Here is a 17,728-nt window from a genome sequence, read left to right as displayed (position 1 = left end):
AGGACGCCCTCCTCGGGTACCGGTTCACCGATCGGTCGGCCTCCGAGGGATTCGGCGGGCAGCGAGCGGATGGTGCACCGGCCGAGCAACTGCCGGAGTGCGAGCGGAAGCTCGGCCGTGTCGAGGGCGGTGCGGGTGGCCAGCCCCAGCAGTCGGGTGGGCGCGTCGACCAGGTCGTGGGCGTCGGCGCGCTCGATCCAGGTACTGCCGCCGCCGGCCGCCGACACCGCGTGGGTGATCTCCCGGGCCTGGAGAGCGGCGGGCGCCCGCAGGAGGAACTCGTCGACCGTGCCGTCCGTCAGGGGGTGCGTCTGCAGCGTCAGGATGTCCACCCCGTGGCGTGCCAGGGCCGTACACAGGGCGGCGAGACTGCCCGGCTCGTCCCGGACGGTCGTCCGCATCCGCCACAGCCCGGTCTCGCGGGGAGCCGGTTCCCGCGCGCCGGCGGGGTCGGTGGCGCCGAGCGAGCCGGCGGTCGGAGGCGCATGGCTGTGGCGGCGTGCCCACCAGGTGTGGAACGCCGCCGTGGCGGTGAGCGCGACCGCCGAGACGACGAGCAGGTACGGCCCGTCGGGGCCATGGGCGATCATGTTCGCTATGGCGTCGGCCACGGCGACGGCGGTGAACAGGGCGGCCAGTTCGACCAGATCCCGCCGCCAGTGGTGGCGGCGAGTGCTCTTCGCGGAGCGCACGTCAGTCATGCCATCACTGTGACCGAGTGGTGTTGCCTGATCACGAACGCTTTGTGACTGATGGGTTAAGGCCGGTTCTTGCATGTTGTGGCCCGCTTTCTCCCGAATCTGTCGTTGAAGGATCACGGCGATGGCGCAAGGCGGCCAACAGCGGGCTCGCCTGGGCGACCAGCCGGAGGTCCCGCGCGGCCGGCTCGTGGAGGCCGGCGGGCTCCTCGGAACGGGCCGCCGACACGGCGGCCCCCGCACCGCTCCGCGCAGTCGACTGCCGCGGAAAGCGTGCCCCGAGCCCCGCGGTGGATCACCGCCGTCCAGCAGGCCGGGCGAGGCCGCCCCCAGCGCCGACCACGTCGTCGCGTATGCACCGGTCGCGGAGGCCGATCGGGCCGAGTCCGCCAGCCGGTTCGGCTCGACCGTACCAAGGGCGACGGGCTCCGCAACGTCATGTCCCAGCCGACCTGCGTCGAGTTGGCCACGGGCCGCGAGCACGGGAAGGACGTCGACGGCCGGGAGCAGGTCCTCGGTGTGACGGGCGCCGAGACCGTGGCCGGGTGCCGGGTGCCGGTGCCGGGCGGAGGGCCGGGCAGGAACGGCAGGGGCCCGGTCGGTACGGCGTGCGCGGCACCCGCCGACGTCCGGGTCGATGTCCCGGCCCCGCCCGGCGATGCCGCCCGACCAGGGAAACGCGTCCCGCCCGGCGCCCCGCGGGAGCGGTGCGGAACGTGCCGTGCACGGGCTCACCGGTGCGCCGCGGGCCCTCGGGACCGGCCACTGTCACCCGGTGGTGGAACCCGCCGCGCTCCGGAGGGCCCGGCGGAGGCAGCCCGCACACCGGTCGGAACTTCAGCGCGGCGCAACGTCGACGTCGTCGCGAAGTTGCCTGTAGCGAAGGTCGAACTCGTATACCTCCGCGTCCTTCTCAGGGTAGATGCCATGGACAAAAGCTCTCGACATGACGCCCTTCTGGGCACGCTCGCACACCGCGTTGTCCTGCTGCGCCACCAGCTCGTTGAATCTGACAACGGGGCCGGGGTCGAAGTCCTCGCTGCTCACACTGTCAGGATGGAACAGATAGTCCGTGACGATTCTGCTGCTCGTGGGGCCGGTCGGCTGGATCATGCTGGCGATGGCTTCACATCCGCTGACGTCCAGGAACATGGCCGGGAACACGAGGGCGCCGTAGTACGAAGTGGCCGCTTCTCCGGTCATACCCGGGATCGGAAGGAGCTTCGAGTCCGGCTCGTCAGCGACGCTGTTCCTCCCGTCGGCCAGGGAGACGCCGCCATCGCCTCTTCCTTCTTCGAAGACGGATCCTGAACGAAAGGCCGGTACCAGGTCCACCAGTTCCGGGTGCACGGTGGGGCAGTGGAGGCACTCGTTGTAATTGGAGACCAGGATCTTCCAGTTGGCCTGGACCTCATGCGTTGTACGGAACCCTCGCCGGAGGGCGGCTATGTCGAACCGCTCAAGATCGAGGACTCCATCGCTCTTCGCCAGTTCGGAGCGGAGGGGCGCTGGTGCTCCTCTGTCGAGATTGACGAAGACGAACCCGTTCCAGGTGTCGACGTGCACCGGCCAGAGGCTGTGGTCCTCGCGTACGACTTCGGTGCGGTCGACGTTCGGAGTGCCCCGAAGTCTTCCGTCGAGCGTGTAGCTCCAAGCATGGTACGGACAACTGAAGGCAGACCTCACACGGCCGGAAGCTCCGTCGCACAATCGGGATCCTCTGTGGCGGCACACGTTGTAGAAGGCCCGGAGCGCGTCGTCTTCGCCGCGCGCTATGAGAACGCTCTCACCTACGACGTCGACCGTGATCCACTGCCCTACTTCGAGGAGATCCTCAGTGCGACCCACGCAGATCCAGGACCTGAAGAATACGGTCTCCCGGTCGAGTTCGAATACCGCCGGGTCATGGTAGTCGGTTCCGGGCAGGGTCGTTCGCACGGTGTTCACCCCTACTCTCGGCCCTCCGGAGCCTTCCGCGCGGACCGCGGGCCACATACTCGAGTGATTGACTAACTAATCAGTCAGGAAACCGGTTCGCGACGTCGCTTGTCAAGACTTGCGGCGCCCTTCCGTCGGCTCCACGGTCTCGCCGTCCCGGGTCGGTGCCGGTCCGAGGCGGCGAGTCGCGGCGACGCGAAGTGCTTGACATCGACCCTCCCCGTCCGAGTAACTGATTAATTAGTCAGCGTCGTGGCTCGATCAGGAGGGTCCGTGCGGAGCACCTCACATCCGGCATCTCCCTGCCCGGAAACCGCGTCCGGGCGCGTACTCCGCCCCGGCGTCCACACGGGTGCGGTGGCTCTGGTGACCGGTGGGGGCACCGGTATCGGCCGGGCCACCGCGCTGGACCTTGCGGCCGCCGGAGCGGGTGTCGTCATCTGCGGCCGCCGCGCCGGTCCCCTGGAGGAGACCCGGCAGGCCGTGACCGAACTCGGCGGTTCCTGCCTGGCGGTACCTGCGGACATCCGGCAGGAGGAGCAGGTCACCGAAGTGGTCAACCGGACCTTGGAGACGTACGGGCGCATCGACGTGCTGGTCAACAACGCGGGGGGACAGTTCTCCGCCCCCGCGGAGGAGATCAGCCCCAAGGGCTGGCGGGCCGTGCACCGGCTCTCCGTGGACGCCGCCTGGGCGGTCACCCGAGAAGTGGCCCGACGGGCGATGATCCCCCAGCGCTCCGGGGTGGTCTTCTTCATCGCCTTCTCACCGCGCCGGGGCATTCCCGGCTTCGCCCACGCCGCGGCGGCGCGGGCGGCGGTGGAGAATCTCGCCGCCGGCCTCAGTCAGGAGTGGAGTCGCTACGGGATCCGCTCCGTTTGCGTGGCGCCCGGCACCATCGCCACCGAAGGTCTCGCCGAGAACTACCCCGAGGCCGACCTGCGGAGCTGGGAACGATCGGTGCCGCTGGGACGGTTCGGCCGCCCGGAGGACATCTCCGGCGTCATCGCCTTCCTCGCCTCTCCCGCGGCCTCGTACGTCACGGGTACCACCGTCGTCGTCGACGGCGGTGCGGACGCCTGGGGTGCCGGGCACCCGGCTCCCGCGCGCGTGGAGCCTCCGCGCTCGTGTGAGGACGCGAACGAGGTGCCCTGACTGTTCCGGCATGCACGAACGCACGCTCATCCACGAACGCTGATCCGCTCCGCTCTCGACCACGACCCGGGGAGTAACGATGCATCCCGACACCCGCCCCGCCGGCGTACAGGACGGGGGCGGAACCCGCGACGCGTCCCATCAGGGCACCGTCGAAACCCTGCTGCACGGTGAGATCGCCGTGCTGACGCTTCGCCGCGAGGCGAAGCTGAACGCCCTCTCCACGCACATGGAAGCGGCCCTGCTCAATGCCTTGGGCGGCGAGCAGGTGGCCAACAGCCGCGCCGTGGTGGTGACCGGAGGGCCAAGCGTCTTCTCCAGTGGCGCCGACACCAGCGAACTGCAGGCGATGGCCCCGGAGACCATCGCCGCGTACTACCGCTCGACCGGCTCCGTGTACGAGAAGTTCGCCGCCCTTCGTCAGCCGACGGTCGCCGCGATCTCCGGCTACTGCCTCGGAGGGGGGCTGGAACTCGCCCTGGCCGCCGACATCCGCGTCGCTGACTCGACGGCCGTGTTCGGGCTGCCGGAAGTGGGGATCGGGATCCTGCCCAGCTCCGGCGGTGTGACACGGCTGGTCCGGGCCGTGGGACCGGCGCGGACACGCGATCTGGTGCTGCGATGCCGACGGATGGACGCCGCTGAGGCATGCGCCTGGGGCCTGCTGAGCGAGGTCACCCAGCCAGGCGGAGCGTGCCTGGACCGGGCGCTGGAGATCGCCGCGGAGATGGCCGCACACCCGCCGGCGGCGGCTTCGGTGGCCAAGCAGGTGATCGCAGCGGCCACCGACGCGCCCCGTGAGAGCGCACTGCTCCTTGAGCAACTCGGGTACGCGGCGCTGAACGGGATGGGCTGAGGAGCAGCGCCTCTCGCACTCGCGCCGGACTGTCGTGCCGTGACGATGTCGTGCCCTCGCTTGCGAGTGCGTTGGCGATCGTCGTGCGGATCCCACTCCGTCAGGCCCCGGGTTTCGTGGAGATGGTCTGCCCTGGGTCTGATGGATTCGGGTTGCTGGGCAGTTGACCATCCGGCAGCCTTCGGAGGCCGTGACGCCCTGCACCGTTCGAGTACCTGGAAATCTCCGCAGGGCGCCGGGCCTCGCCCGTCCCAGGCAGGTCAGCGGCTGCCGTCGAGGATGACGCGTGCGACGAGGGCGGGATCGTCGTTCATCGGTACATGGCCGCAGCCGGGCAGGCGGACGAGCCGTGCGCCGGGGATCGCCTGCTTGGCCCTGATGCCCTGGCGGTGCAGCAGCAGCCGGTCCCGGGCACCCCAGGCGACCGTGACCGGGACATCGGGCACGTCGGAGGTGAACCGTACCCGGCGTCCGGCGTCGAGCGTCTCTCGGAATCCGGCGGCGTCGCGCAGGGCCAGGGTCTCGGCCACGACCGCCTGCGGTGAACGGCGTCCGGGGCGGGCGTAGATGGTGCTGGTGAGCGCAGCCCGTCCGGCGGCGGTGCGGGACAGTCGGCCCAGTACCGGCTCGGGCACCAGCCGGGCGCCGCGGCGCATGGCGAGCAGCGTGCCGAAGGCGTAGCGGCGCTCGCCCTCCGTCCAGAACCCGGCGGGCGAGAGTGCGGTGACCGACCGTACGAGCTTCTCCCGGCCGAGTTCCAGCGCCAGGAGCCCGCCGAGCGAGTTGCCCGCGACATGGGGCCGCTCGATGCCGAGCGACTCGCAGAGGGCGCCGAGCACGGGGACGACGGTGGAGAGCTGGTACGACATGCCGTGCGGCAGGGCGGGGGACGTGCCGAAGCCGGGGAGGTCGACCGCGATCACGTCGCGTTCCGGTGCGAGCAGCGGCAGGACCGGCTCCCACGCCTGCCAGTGGTGACCGATGCCGTGCAGGAGCAGCAGCGGTTCACCCGCGCCGAGACGCTCGTACGCCACCGACAGCGTGTGGGGCCCGCCGGGGGCGTCGACCGTGAAAGAGACCTTCGAGACCATGCTGCCGCTCCTGACGGTGACTTCATATACGCGTTGTCAGCAACAATTACCGTCCAGTAGCACCCGGGACAAGAGGGTAGCGCGCAGGGATGTGTCCCAACGTGAGGTCCGGACTCGGGTGTTGGTCCCACGTGGCGCCTCCCATTTCCGCCGTCCGGCGCCGGAAGGCTGCCCGCAACCGCTCGCGGCGGCCGCGGATGTGGCCGGCGACGCACGGAAGTCGCCTGGACATCACCGGTGCAGTGGGCTGGGATGAGCATGTGGCAGGCGATACGGCGACCGATGTCTTCGAGACCCACCGCTCCGTGCTGACGGGAGTGGCCTACCGCATGCTCGGCCGCTTCACCGACGCCGAGGACGTCGTCCAGGAGGCATGGCTGCGGTGGTCCGCGGCGGACCGCTCCGACGTCCGCGAGCCCCGCGGGTACCTCGTGCGCGTCACCACCCGGCTTGCCGTCGACCGGCTGCGGCAGGCCCAGTCGCGCCGTGAGACCTATGTGGGGCCCTGGCTGCCCGAGCCCATCGCCACCCATTTCGGGACCACCGTCCCCGATTCCGCCGAGCGTGCCGAACTGACGGAATCCGTCTCGCTTGCCGTGCTCGTGGTGCTGGAGTCCCTGTCGCCCCTGGAACGAGCGGTCTTCGTGCTGAGGGAGGCCTTCGGCTTCCCCTACGGCGAGATCGCCACGACCCTCGACCGCAGCGAGGCGGCCGTACGGCAGCTCGCGGGGCGCGCCCGGCGCCATGTCGACGAGCGCAAGCCGAGGTACGACGTGGACCCGGCCGAGCGCCGCGATCTGACCGAGCGGTTCCTCGCCGCGGCGTCCGGCGGTGACCTCGAGGCGCTGCTCGGCCTGCTCGCCCCCGATGTCCGGCTCGTCGGCGACAGCGGTGGGAAGGCGAAGGCCCCGCTGCGCGTCATGGAGTCCGCCGACAAGGTGGGGCGCTTCCTGTTCGCCGTGGCCCAGCAGCCCGTCCCGGGAACCGAGTTCCGCATCCTCGAACTCAACGGCGCCCCGGGCCTGCTGGTCCTGGCCGAGGGAAAGCCGGACGCCGCCGTCCAGATCGAGGTCAGGGACGGACGCATCCAGTGCGTCTACATCGTCCGCAACCCCGACAAGCTCACCGCGCTCACGGCGTAGCTGCGGCCCTCGAGGCGAGGTGCCCGGCCGTGCTGGGTGACGGCGGCGGCCTCCCGTGACGTCACCTCGGCCGTGCGACCGGTCCGTTGCAGTGCCACGTGCGCCTTCCCTGGGCGGGAAACGTCGCGTGAACGCTCTGTGGCAACGGTCGATTCCCCTGTGTAACCGGCCCAGGATTGGTCTTGACCAAGGGGGTGGGCCGCCCTATGGTCGCAGAGTTAGTGCAGGAACCTTTAATAAACAAGGGCGCGGAAAGCCGCCGGGGTCACGGCGATTGCGGAGGACAGGGTGGGGACCACGCAGCTGGAAAAGGTGCCGGAACCGAAGTACTGGCACCTGAAGACCGTGATCGGCGAGGCACTCGACTCCGACTTCGCCGTCGGGGAGATCCTGCCCAACGAACGTGAACTCGCCGCCCGATTCGGCGTCGCTCGGGCCACCCTCCGTCAGGCTCTCGAGCAGTTGGAGCTGGAAGGCAGGCTGCAGCGCCGCCGCGGTGTCGGTACCACCGTCGCCCCGCCCCGCGTGGGGGTGGACGTCTCCACCTCACCGAACGACTGGCCCGGTGCCGCCGGAGATACCTGGCAGGCCGTCGACTGCACCCTGGCCGTGCCGCCCGCCGCCGTCGCGCGGGTTCTCGACACGGAGAGCGACGAGCCCGTGCACATCGTGCGCAGGCTCCTCGTCTCGCACGGTCAGCCGGTGGCCACCGAACTCCTCTACGTCCCGGGCGCCTCCGTGCCCGATCGCTCCGGGATCGACGCCCCCTCGGGGGCGACCCGCGCCCGAGGGGTGCTGCGCGAGCTGCAGCGTCTGACCCTCGAGGGCCAGGACCGCGCCGTCGAGCTCGGCTCGGCGCGCGCCGACGACGCCAGGGAACTGGACCGCCTCCCCGGCGCCCCCGTCCTCGTCGTCACCACCCGGTACTTCTCGGAGGGCCGTACCGCCATCGCGTCGGTCGCGACCTACCGTGCCGACACCTGCCGGCTGACCTTCGGCGACTCGGGCGACCTGGAGATCCGGCACGACAGCCGGCGCCGCGCCTCCTGACCGCTGCCCGGCTCCCCGCCCCGACACGCTCAACGCCGGGCCGTGACCGCACCCTCGACGGCGAACAGTTGCCCCTCCACATGGTCGAGTGCCAGCCGCAGCGCTCCCGTCGCCACAGCCGCTTCGCCGAGCAGCGAGAGCTCCACGCGAGGCGGTCGCAGACAGTAGCGGGACAGTTCGTTCCGAAGCGGAGCGAGCACACCGTCCAGCCCCGCGGCCCAACCACCCACCACCACCAGCTCCGGGTCCAGCGCGAGCACCAGCGCCGCAACATCGTGCACCAGCCGCTGGATGAACCGGTCGACCGCCGCCAGGGCCCGCTCGTCACCCTCGCGGGCCTCCGCGAACACCTTGGCCACCGCCTGCTCGTCCAGGGGATGCAGCGGCTCTCCGGTCGTCGACAGGAGCGTTTCCGGCGTGACGTCCCTGCCGAGCAGATGCAGAGCGCCGATCTCGCCGGCCGCGCCGCCGTAGCCCCGGTGCAGCCGGCCGCCGATCAACGAACCCGCTCCGGGGCTGAGCCCCGCGAGGACGAAGACGATGTCGTCCGAATCCGTCCCCGCCCCCTTCCAGTGCTCGGCCACGGCAGCCGCGTTGGCGTCGTTCTCCACCAGAACCGGGCACCGGAACGACCGCCTCATCCGCTCGCCCAAGGCCAGCCCCGTCCAGCCGGGCAGCGCCGTGCCCAGCCGGACGGTGCCGTCCGCCTCGACGATGCCCGGCGTTCCCACCCCGACCGCGCGCAGCGAGCTCCTGGCGACCCCGGTCCGCCGCAGTACGTCGGCGACGACGGTGCGGACCCGTTCGAGGCGGTCGTCCGCGCAGGCGGTCTCGCCCACCTCCCGGGAGCCGGCCCCGATGATCCGGCCGTCGAGGCCCGAGAGCAGCGCGGCGACCCGATGAGGACCGATCTCCACACCCAGAAGATGCCCGGCCTCGGCACGGAACCGGAACCGGCGTGCCGGCCGGCCCTGCCTGCGGACCTCGCCCTCGCCGGGTCCGGTCTCCATGACCAGTCCGGAGGCGACGAGCCCTTCGAGGACGCCCTCGACGGTCGGCCGGGACAGACCCGTGATCCGGGTCAGATCGGTGAGCGTGGGGGAGTCCGACCCCCGCAGCGCGTCGAGTACCACCGCGGAATTGATCCGCCGCAGCAGCGACGGGTCGCCTCCGGTCAGCCGGCCCACGGTGTGTCCTCCCAGCTCGTACGCGTGTCTGGCGGATCGTACTCAATGGCGGCGGGGCGCGGCGAGCACTCCGAGCCATGCCTCAGAGGTCCCGGAGGAGCAGCGTCCGGGGTCAGGCCGGGGCGACGAAACCGGACTCGTACGCCGCGATCACAGCCTGGGTGCGGTCCCGGGCGCCCAACTTCGACAGCACGGCGCTGACATGGGTCTTCACCGTCTCCGTCCCCACCATCAGCTCCGTGGCGATCTCCGCATTGGACATGCCCCGTGTCATCAGCCGCAGCACCGTGCCCTCCCGCTCCGTCAGCCCTGCCTTCTCCATCGCTGCGCGTGCCGCGCAGTTGCCGTATTCGGCCGCGAGGGAGCGCACCGCGGCGGGGAACAACAGGGACCCTCCCTCGGCGACCAGGCGTACCGCGTGCACGATCTCCGTCGGCCGGGCGCGTTTGAGGAGGAAGCCGTCCGCTCCCGCCCGCAGCGCTTCATACACGTACTGGTCGTTCTCGAAGGTCGTGATGATCAGGATCCTTGGCGGCTCCGGTACGCCTCGGAGCACCACACGCGTCGCCTCGATGCCGTCGAGGAGCGGCATCCGGACATCCATGGCCACGACGTCGGGACGCAGGCTCCGCACCATGGGCAGCACGGCCGCTCCGTCGGCCGCCTCACCGACGATGGTGATGTCGGGCTGTGCTTCGAGGACCACGCGCAGTCCCGTACGCACCAGGGGTTCGTCGTCGACCAGGAGAACGCTCACGGACACCACGTCAGCGTATTCCGTCCAACGGAAGCTGGACGCGGACCTTCCAGCCCTCCTCGTGCGGGCCCGAGCGCGCTTCTCCACCGAGCAGCGCCGCCCGCTCGTGTATGCCCCGCAGACCGCTGCCGCCTCTCGTCCTACTGATCGTGGCAGAAAGCGGGTTGGTCACCTCCATCTCCAGACTCCGGTCCACGACCGTCACATTCACCTGGACAGGAACGGGACCGCAGTGGCGCAGGACGTTCGTCAGCGCCTCCTGGAGGATGCGGTAACCCTCGCGCGACACCGGCCCGGGCACGGTGTCCAGGGCCCCCGAGATCACGGCATCCACCGGTGCCCCCGAAGCGCGGGCCGACTCCAGCAGGTGATCGGCCTCTCCCAGCGTGGGCCGCGGACCGTTCCTCCCTCCTGATGCGCGGAGGACCGTCAGTACGCGCTCGAGATCGTCCATGGCGGCACGGCCCGTCTCCTCGATCGCCGCGAGTGCGCGTGCGGTGAACTCGCCGTCTCCGGCAGCCCGGGCGGCTCCGGCCTGCACCACGACGATCGTCAGCGCGTGCCCGATCGAGTCGTGCAGCTCCCGGGCGATCCGATTGTGTTCAAGCAGCAGTTCGGTACGGGCTTCGAGCGCGGCCAGCCGCTCGGCCGCGGACGGCCCGAGCAGCCGGCGGGCGACGGCCGTGACCAGTCCGCCCAGCCCCATGATCACCACCGGCAGTGCCAGGAGCGGCAGCGGGGCCAGTGCCCCGTACAGCCAACGCGGTCCGGTGACGGGCGAGAGGAAGTCCTCGCCCGGCGCAGATCCGCCGGCGACCCGGACCAGATCCACCGCGAGCAGGGGAAGCCGCACCGTTGCGAAGGCCGTCGCCACCGCGAGTACCGCCCGTGTCTCCAGCCACAGCACCGTCCGCAACCGGTCCGTCCAGGACGTGGCCGGACCGACGGTGATGCTGGGATGCGGAGCGTCCCGCTCCTCGCGCACGAGCATAAGCCGTGCCTGCAGCCCCTCGGCCGTGCGGACTGAGGGAACGAGCCCGAGAAGCAATGGGAACAGGAACGGAACGAGGACCATCGGTCCGGACGGGAACGTGAACAGCCACACCGCGTAGACCAGCACCGGTATGCACAGGTGCAGCCAACGGGTGTAGGTGACCGACCGGAAAAGTAGCCGGATGAATCGGGACATGCCGCCATCGTGTCAGCACGGTGATCGCCTGGCCTCCCCCGCACGGGGGAAGCGAACCCCCTTTCCGGGGGAAGCCGTTGGATCCGGCTCAGGGCCACGCTGAACCCATGGAAACGATCGACGTTCAGCAACTCACCAAGCACTACGCCGGCGTCCGCGCCGTGGACCGGCTCACGTTCACGGTGCGCCCCGGACGGGTCACGGGATTCCTCGGGCCGAACGGCGCCGGCAAGTCCACGACCATGCGTCTCGTCCTCGGACTCGCCCGTCCGACTTCGGGCAGTGCCTCCGTCGGCGGCCGTGCCTACGGCTCCTTCCACGCACCCCTGCGTCATGTCGGGGCCCTGCTCGACACGCACGCCGCACACGGCTCGCGGACGGCCCGGAACCATCTCCGATCCCTCACCGTCGCCAACGGCATTCCCGATCGGCGTGTGGAGGAGGTGCTGGACGAGACGGGACTCACCGAGACCGCGCACCGCCGGGTCGGGGAGTTCTCGCTGGGCATGCGGCAGCGACTCGGAGTCGCCGCAGCACTGCTCGGCGATCCGGGGGTGGTCATGCTGGACGAGCCGTCCAACGGACTCGACCCGGAAGGCGTCGTCTGGATCCGTGGACTGCTCCGGCGGCTGGCCGCGGAAGGGAGAACGGTTCTTGTCTCCAGCCATCTGATGGGCGAGACCGCCGAGTTCGCCGACCATCTCGTCGTGCTCGGCCGCGGACGGCTTCTGGCCGACACCCCGATACGGACGTTCCTCGCCGGGAGCGCTCCGCCGCGGGCACGGTTCCGCACGACCCAGCCGGCGAGACTGGTCGCCGCCCTGACCCGACGAGGACACTCCGTCGAGTTGGGCGAGGACGGACGCGTCAGCGCCGCAGGGCTGAGGGCGGAGGACGTGGGCACCATCGCCGCGCGCGAAGGGATACCCGTCCTCGAACTGACGGATGAGCGGACGTCGCTGGAGCAGGCCTATCTCCGCCTCACCGCCGACGACGCGCAATTCGTCAGCAGTGCTCCGTCGACCCGTCAGGAGGTATGAGATGCCGCTCATCGCCGTGATCCATTCGGAGTGGATCAAGATCAGATCGCTGCGGTCGTCCGCCGGTTCACTGCTGGCTGTCTTCGGCGTCACGGTCGCCCTCGCCGTGCTGGTCGGTACCACGGTCGGTCAGGCCGAGGCGCACGACACGGGCTACGACCCCGTGTTCGGGTCCTTCTACGCCGTGAACTTCGGGCAGATAGCGGCCATCAGCTTCGGAGCGACCGCCGTGTCGTCCGAGTACCACGGCGGCGCCCTGCGTATCTCGCTCTCGGCCGTGCCCGACCGGACGCGCTTCTACGCCGCCAAGACAACGGTCGTCGGTGTGCTCGCCTTGAGCGTGGGGATCCTGACGACGTTCACCACGTTCCTCTCCGTTCAGTTGTTCATGGGCAGCTACGCGATCGGCCTGGGCGAGCCGGGTGCCCTGCGCGCGACAATCGGAGGCGGTGTCTACCTGGCCCTGCTCGCCCTGCTGGCCGCGGGCGCGACGGCCCTTCTGCACAGCGGTACGGCCGCATTGAGCATTCTCATACCCTTCGTCCTCATTGCCTCCTTCGTCGTGGGTGACACGATGGGAAGCGTCGCGGACTACCTGCCGGACCGGGCCGGGCAACTCGTGCTCCACCAGCACCCGGACGGATCCGTCGGTCCGTGGACCGGCTTGGTGGTCACGGCCGCATGGGCTGCCTCCGCCGTGTTCGCCGGATGGTGGGCGACCCTGCGCAGGGACGCCTGACAGTCCGCCACCTGTCAGTGGGGAAAGGTTTACTGGATCCATGACCATCGCACGGCATCTGGCGACCATCGACCTTTTGCGCTCCCGGCCCTTCCCCGCGCAGCCGGTCCGGTCGGACGTGGGCACCAGTGCCCCGGGTTACCACACGGCCGAGCTGAGCACGAGCGAGGAGTTCTGGGACCAACGGTCGCACATGGAGGTCGTCGGGGAGCAGTACGAAGCCGAGCGAGAGGCGCTCGCCGCCGTGCTCAGCGAACGGTGGGGCCGGCCACAGGTCTTCGGCCTGAGTTCGATGCTGACCAGATCCGTCGAGGAGGAGCACATTCCGCAGCCCTGGGACCTGCTGTGCGCATCGGTGCCGGACGTGCATCTGTGGCACGTCGACGGACAGTGGGTGGTGCTGGGAGTCTCGAAGTGGGACACCGAACTGCCCTACCAGCTGCTGGCTGTCGTCACCGAGATCGACCCACCCTAGGGGTTGCAGGGAATCAAGGTGTTGCTTCCCGTGTGGGGGCTCGTTGGTGTGGTATGCGCATCCCGGACGAGGTTCGTGACCAGCTCTCGGTGAATGTTAATGATCTGCAAGCCCTTAGTGCCGCATCAGACGACGTTCGCCCCGTCACGACGCCCGGCACGGCGACTCGGTGGGTTGCCGTATCGACCGAGTAGGCCCACGGCGAGGTCGATCCGGTGCCTTGCGATCCTTCCCCTCGGCCCTGAGGTCCGGGGAGACCTCGTGCACTGGACGACGCTCCTTGAAGGCACCCCCCACCCGACGCGGCACCGGACACCACCTCCGCGACGTAACCCCGCCTGCGCAAGCGCGGCGTCCGGCGTTCAGGAGCCGGGCGGTGCCGCAGCCGTGCGCAGCCGCCCGTACTCCTCCGCCATGGTCTGCAGCGTCCAGTGGGCGTTGAGCCCGCTGGGGTTCGGCAGGGCCCAGATCCGGGTGTCGCCGATCATGCGGTCCTGTGCGCCGATGCGCGCCCCAGGGTCACCGAAGGCCGTACGGTAGGCCGTTATCCCCGCGACGGCCAGCCAGCGGGGACGATAGTGCTCCACCTTCTCCCTGAGGATCCGGCCGCCCTCGCGGAACTCCTCGTCGGAGAGTTCGTTCGCCCGCGCGGTGGCCCGGGCCGCGACGTTGGTGATGCCCAGGCCGTGGGCCAGGAGTTCGTCCTGCTCGGACGGCTTCAGCTGCCGTGGGGTGAAGCCCGACGCGTGGAGCACGGGCCAGAAGCGGTTCCCGGGCCGGGCGAAGTGGTGACCGGTCGCTGCCGTCATCAGTCCCGGATTGATGCCGCAGAAAAGGACGGACAGACCGTCCGCGATCACATCGGGGACGAGACGATCGCGGGCGGCCTCCAGCTCGGCGGCGGTGATCCGGGGCATGTGCGGGATCGGATCAGAGGATGGAACCCGGCGTGTACGCGGCGGCCTCCGGGTGCTGCTTGGCGATCTCCTCGACGCGGGAGACCACCGAGGCGACCTGTTCACCCGCCGCACCGGTGAAGGACAGCTTGTCCGCCATCAGCGCGTCCAGCCCGGCGCGGTCCAGCGGAATGCGGTCGTCGGCGGCGAGCCTGTCCAGCAGCTCGTTCCGCTCGGCACCCTGCTCGCGCATGGCCAGGGCGGAGGCGACCGCATGCTCCTTGATGGCCTCGTGGGCGACCTCGCGGCCGACACCCGCCCGCACGGCGCCCATCAGCACCTTGGTGGTCGCCAGGAACGGCAGGTACCGGTCGAGCTCGCGGGCCACGACCGCGGGGAAGGCCCCGAACTCGTCGAGCACGGTCAGGAAGGTCTCCAGCAGACCGTCGAACGCGAAGAACGCGTCCGGGAGGGCGATCCGCCGTACGACCGAGCAGGAGACGTCGCCCTCGTTCCACTGGTCGCCCGCCAGCTCGCCGGTCATCGAGGCGTAGCCGCGCAGGATGACCATGAGGCCGTTGACGCGCTCGCAGGAGCGGGTGTTCATCTTGTGCGGCATCGCCGAGGAGCCGACCTGGCCCGGCTTGAAGCCCTCGGTGACGAGTTCGTGCCCGGCCATCAGCCGGATCGTCTTCGCCAACGACGACGGCGCGGCGGCGAGTTGCACCAGCGACGTGACCACGTCGTAGTCCAGCGACCGCGGATAGACCTGTCCCACGGAGGTGAAGGCATGAGCGAAGCCGAGATGACCCGCGATGCGCTGCTCCAGCGCCTCGAGCTTCGTGGCGTCCCCGCCGAGGAGGTCCAGCATGTCCTGAGCCGTGCCGACCGGCCCCTTGATGCCGCGCAGCGGGTAGCGGGCGAGGAGCTCCTCCACCCGGGCGTGGGCGACCAGCAACTCGTCGGCCGTCGTCGCGAACCGCTTGCCCAGCGTCGTGGCCTGTGCCGCGACGTTGTGGGAGCGTCCCGCCATCACCAGCTCGGCGTATTCGGCGGAGAGCTTGCCGAGTCGTGCCAGCACGGCGACCGTCCGGTCCCGCATCAGCTCGAGCGAGAGCCGGATCTGGAGCTGCTCGACGTTCTCGGTGAGGTCGCGGGAGGTCATGCCCTTGTGCACGTGCTCGTGCCCGGCAAGGGCGTTGAACTCCTCGATCCGCGCCTTGACGTCGTGCCGGGTGACCTTCTCCCGCTCGGCGATCGACGACAGGTCGACGTCGTCGAGGACCCGCTCGTAGTCGGCGAGGGCGGTGTCCGGCACCTCGATCCCGAGGTCCTTCTGCGCACGCAGCACAGCCAGCCAGAGCTGACGCTCCAGCTTCACCTTGTGCTCGGGGGACCACAGCTCGGCGAGCTGCACGGAGGCGTAGCGGCCGGCCAGGACGTTGGGAATACGAGGCTTTGCTGTCACGTGTACGGATTCTACTGGCGGTTCACGCAGGCCAGCGCCCCGCCCCGGTTTGTGGCTTGCTACGAGAGGTCGGCGCCCTGCCGTCCCGCCCGACTGCTCCCGTCCGCGTCCCACACCAGCAGCTCGGGCCTCTTCGGCGGCAGACCGTCACCCGACGAGCGTCCGGTCACACGGCGCCCGATCCACGGAATCAGGTGTTCCCGGGCGAACCGGAGATCGGCGGACCGGCGGGCCGCCCAGCCGAGAGGCGCAGGCGGGGGGAGGGGGGACCGCCAGTCGTCCTCGGCGGCCAGGCCCAGCGTCTGCCAGACGGCTTCGGCGACCCTCCGATGGCCCTCGGCCGTCAGATGCAGCCGGTCCACGTCCCACATGCGCTGGTCGCCGAGGACGTCGGCTCCGTACAGGTCGACCACCAGCGCGCCGTGGCGGGCCGCCAGACCGTCGATGTGCTCGAAGAGCTCCTCCATGCGGGGCCGGAAGCGTTCCATCACCGGACCCTGCCGTCCCGGGCTGCGCATCAGTACCAGCCGGCGGCAGCTGGGAGCGAGGCGTTCCACGGCCTCTTCCAGCAGGTCGCGTACCCGGACCAGGTCGCACTTGGGGCGCAGCGCGTCGTTGAGGCCGCCGACCAGCGTCACCACGTCCGCCCGCATGGCGGCGGCGAGGCCCACCTGCTCCTCGACGATCTGCCCGATGAGCTTGCCCCGGACGGCCAGGTTCGCGTACCGGAAGCCGGGGGCGCGGGCTGCCAGCCGGGCGGCGAGGAGATCCGCCCAGCCCCGGTACGTGCCGTCGGGGAGCAGGTCGGACATGCCCTCGGTGAACGAGTCACCGACCGCGACAAGACTGGTGTATGAGGCATTCATCTCCATGGCGATGCGATCATACCGCGCGGTATGCCGCGTGCTCGCCGCTGCTCCCAGCCACCGTCGCCCGTCAGCGGAGCTGCCCCGGAGGCCCGACAAGGATCCGGAGCACGTCCTCCATCGTGACCAGGCCTGCGAGTTTCCCGTTCTCGTCCAGGACCGCAGCGAGGTGGGTGCGGCTGCGTCGCATGGCGGTCAGCACGTCGTCGAGCGGGGTCTCGGCCCGGACCCGGGCGATGGGCCGCAGCGCCGACACGGGGAACGGCCTGTTGCGGGGTGCTTGGTCCAGGGCGTCCTTCACATGCAGATAGCCGAGGATCCGTCGAGTGCTGTCGACGACGGGGAAGCGCGAGAATCCGGACTCCGCAGCGAGCCGCTCCAGCTCTTCGGGCGTCGTGCCGACCTGTGCGTAGATCACGCGCTCAACGGGCGTCACCACGTCCACGACCGGGCGGCGTCCCAGTTCCAGGGCATCCTGCAGCCGCTCGGCGGCCCGGTCGTCGAGCAGCCCGGCGGCTCCGGAATCGCTGACCATCCGGGCGAGCTCGTCGTCCGAGAAGGTCGCGGAGACCTCGTCCCTGGTCTCTACCCGCAGCAGCTTCAGCAGTGCGTTGGCGAAGGCGTTGATCGCGAAGATGACCGGCCGCAGCGCCCGGGTGAGCCCCACCAGGGGAGGGCCGAGGAGCAGCGCGGCTCGGGCGGGCTCCGCGAGGGCGATGTTCTTGGGGACCATCTCACCGAGCAGCATGTGCAGATAGGTGGCGACGCCGAGGGCGATCACGAACGAGATCGGATGGATCAGCCCGTTGGGCACCCCGACGGCGTCGAAGACCGGCTCCAGCAGATGGGCGATGGCCGGCTCCGCGACCACACCCAGCACCAGGGTGCACAGCGTGATGCCGAGCTGGGCCGTGGCGAGCAGGGCCGAGACGTGCTCCAGCCCCCACATGACGCTCCGGGCACGCCGGTTTCCGGCATCGGCCTCGGGCTCGATCTGGCTGCGGCGCACGGAGATCATGGCGAACTCGGCGCCGACGAAGAAGGCATTGACCACCAGGGTCAGCAGACCGATGAAGAGCTGAACCGCGGTCATCGTGCATCCCTCCCTCTGCCGGAGCCCCCGGAGCCCCCGGAGCCCCCGGTGCTTCCGGCCCGGCCCGTGTCTCCCGCGTCCGTCCCTC

Annotated in this window: 16 protein-coding genes; 7 read left to right on the top strand and 9 right to left on the bottom strand. The window is 70.3% G+C overall.

The window, feature by feature from the left end; all coding sequences use genetic code 11:
• Nucleotides 1-1,535 precede the first annotated feature (1,535 nt).
• The gene (locus tag QMZ92_RS11190) at nucleotides 1,536-2,636 is read right to left on the bottom strand and encodes an aromatic ring-hydroxylating oxygenase subunit alpha (protein WP_283297103.1); all 1,101 of its coding nucleotides are present in this window, start codon (nucleotides 2,634-2,636) and stop codon (nucleotides 1,536-1,538) included.
• 357 nt (nucleotides 2,637-2,993) lie between these two features.
• Between QMZ92_RS11190 and QMZ92_RS11185 the strand changes: the two genes are divergently transcribed.
• Nucleotides 2,994-3,791 carry an SDR family oxidoreductase gene (locus QMZ92_RS11185; protein WP_283297102.1) on the top strand — a complete coding sequence of 266 codons (798 nt, stop codon included), beginning with the start codon at nucleotides 2,994-2,996 and terminating at the stop codon, nucleotides 3,789-3,791.
• A 79-nt stretch (nucleotides 3,792-3,870) separates the two neighbouring features.
• A complete protein-coding gene (locus QMZ92_RS11180) occupies nucleotides 3,871-4,647 on the top strand; it encodes an enoyl-CoA hydratase/isomerase family protein (RefSeq protein WP_283297101.1) in 777 nt (258 codons plus the stop codon).
• Between the two features lie 260 nt (nucleotides 4,648-4,907).
• Here QMZ92_RS11180 and QMZ92_RS11175 read toward each other — a convergent pair whose 3' ends face one another.
• Nucleotides 4,908-5,738: an alpha/beta fold hydrolase gene (locus QMZ92_RS11175; protein ID WP_283297100.1), complete on the bottom strand. Its 831-nt coding sequence runs from the start codon at nucleotides 5,736-5,738 to the stop codon at nucleotides 4,908-4,910.
• Nucleotides 5,739-5,998: 260 nt separating this feature from the next.
• On the opposite strand from QMZ92_RS11175, the gene QMZ92_RS11170 reads away from it, so the two are divergent.
• Together QMZ92_RS11170 and QMZ92_RS11165 are read left to right on the top strand one after the other, a co-directional pair.
• Nucleotides 5,999-6,880, top strand: a complete 882-nt coding sequence (locus QMZ92_RS11170) for an RNA polymerase sigma-70 factor (protein WP_283297099.1) — start codon at nucleotides 5,999-6,001, stop codon at nucleotides 6,878-6,880.
• A gap of 288 nt (nucleotides 6,881-7,168) precedes the next feature.
• Complete coding sequence (locus QMZ92_RS11165; RefSeq protein WP_283297098.1) at nucleotides 7,169-7,930, top strand: GntR family transcriptional regulator; 762 nt, start codon at nucleotides 7,169-7,171, stop codon at nucleotides 7,928-7,930.
• 29 nt (nucleotides 7,931-7,959) lie between these two features.
• Here the strand turns inward: QMZ92_RS11165 and QMZ92_RS11160 are convergent, their stop codons facing one another.
• The 3 genes from QMZ92_RS11160 to QMZ92_RS11150 form a co-directional block, all read right to left on the bottom strand.
• Nucleotides 7,960-9,117, bottom strand: coding sequence for an ROK family protein (locus QMZ92_RS11160; protein ID WP_283297096.1), 1,158 nt, complete (start codon nucleotides 9,115-9,117; stop codon nucleotides 7,960-7,962).
• A 112-nt stretch (nucleotides 9,118-9,229) separates the two neighbouring features.
• Nucleotides 9,230-9,880, bottom strand: coding sequence for a response regulator transcription factor (locus QMZ92_RS11155; protein WP_283297095.1), 651 nt, complete (start codon nucleotides 9,878-9,880; stop codon nucleotides 9,230-9,232).
• Between the two features lie 4 nt (nucleotides 9,881-9,884).
• On the bottom strand, nucleotides 9,885-11,063 hold the full coding sequence (locus tag QMZ92_RS11150; RefSeq protein WP_283297094.1) for a sensor histidine kinase: 1,179 nt from the start codon (nucleotides 11,061-11,063) through the stop codon (nucleotides 9,885-9,887).
• A 107-nt stretch (nucleotides 11,064-11,170) separates the two neighbouring features.
• Here QMZ92_RS11150 and QMZ92_RS11145 point away from each other — a divergent pair, with 107 nt between their 5' ends.
• The 3 genes from QMZ92_RS11145 to QMZ92_RS11135 are packed head-to-tail and all read left to right on the top strand — an operon-like array spanning nucleotide 11,171 to nucleotide 13,317.
• Nucleotides 11,171-12,103 carry an ATP-binding cassette domain-containing protein gene (locus tag QMZ92_RS11145; protein ID WP_283297093.1) on the top strand — a complete coding sequence of 311 codons (933 nt, stop codon included), beginning with the start codon at nucleotides 11,171-11,173 and terminating at the stop codon, nucleotides 12,101-12,103.
• Nucleotide 12,104: 1 nt separating this feature from the next.
• A complete protein-coding gene (locus QMZ92_RS11140; RefSeq protein WP_283297092.1) occupies nucleotides 12,105-12,842 on the top strand; it encodes an ABC transporter permease in 738 nt (245 codons plus the stop codon).
• Nucleotides 12,843-12,882: 40 nt separating this feature from the next.
• Nucleotides 12,883-13,317: a hypothetical protein gene (locus QMZ92_RS11135; protein ID WP_283297091.1), complete on the top strand. Its 435-nt coding sequence runs from the start codon at nucleotides 12,883-12,885 to the stop codon at nucleotides 13,315-13,317.
• A 362-nt stretch (nucleotides 13,318-13,679) separates the two neighbouring features.
• Here QMZ92_RS11135 and mug read toward each other — a convergent pair whose 3' ends face one another.
• The 4 genes from mug to QMZ92_RS11115 form a co-directional block, all read right to left on the bottom strand.
• Nucleotides 13,680-14,234, bottom strand: coding sequence for a G/U mismatch-specific DNA glycosylase (gene mug / locus QMZ92_RS11130; protein ID WP_283297090.1), 555 nt, complete (start codon nucleotides 14,232-14,234; stop codon nucleotides 13,680-13,682).
• 13 nt (nucleotides 14,235-14,247) lie between these two features.
• Entirely contained in the window at nucleotides 14,248-15,681 is a 1,434-nt protein-coding gene (purB, locus tag QMZ92_RS11125) for an adenylosuccinate lyase (protein WP_283297088.1), read from the bottom strand.
• Nucleotides 15,682-15,740: 59 nt separating this feature from the next.
• Nucleotides 15,741-16,553 carry an SGNH/GDSL hydrolase family protein gene (locus QMZ92_RS11120; RefSeq protein WP_283297087.1) on the bottom strand — a complete coding sequence of 271 codons (813 nt, stop codon included), beginning with the start codon at nucleotides 16,551-16,553 and terminating at the stop codon, nucleotides 15,741-15,743.
• A gap of 64 nt (nucleotides 16,554-16,617) precedes the next feature.
• A complete protein-coding gene (locus QMZ92_RS11115) occupies nucleotides 16,618-17,640 on the bottom strand; it encodes a hemolysin family protein (protein ID WP_283297086.1) in 1,023 nt (340 codons plus the stop codon).
• Nucleotides 17,641-17,728 lie beyond the last annotated feature (88 nt).

The sequence above is a fragment of the Streptomyces sp. HNM0645 genome (assembly GCF_030056615.1).
GTDB classification, from domain to species: Bacteria; Actinomycetota; Actinomycetes; order Streptomycetales; family Streptomycetaceae; genus Streptomyces; species Streptomyces marianii.
The sequence above is the reverse complement of the archived record's forward strand: the minus strand, read 5'-3'. Positions and strand labels throughout refer to the sequence as shown.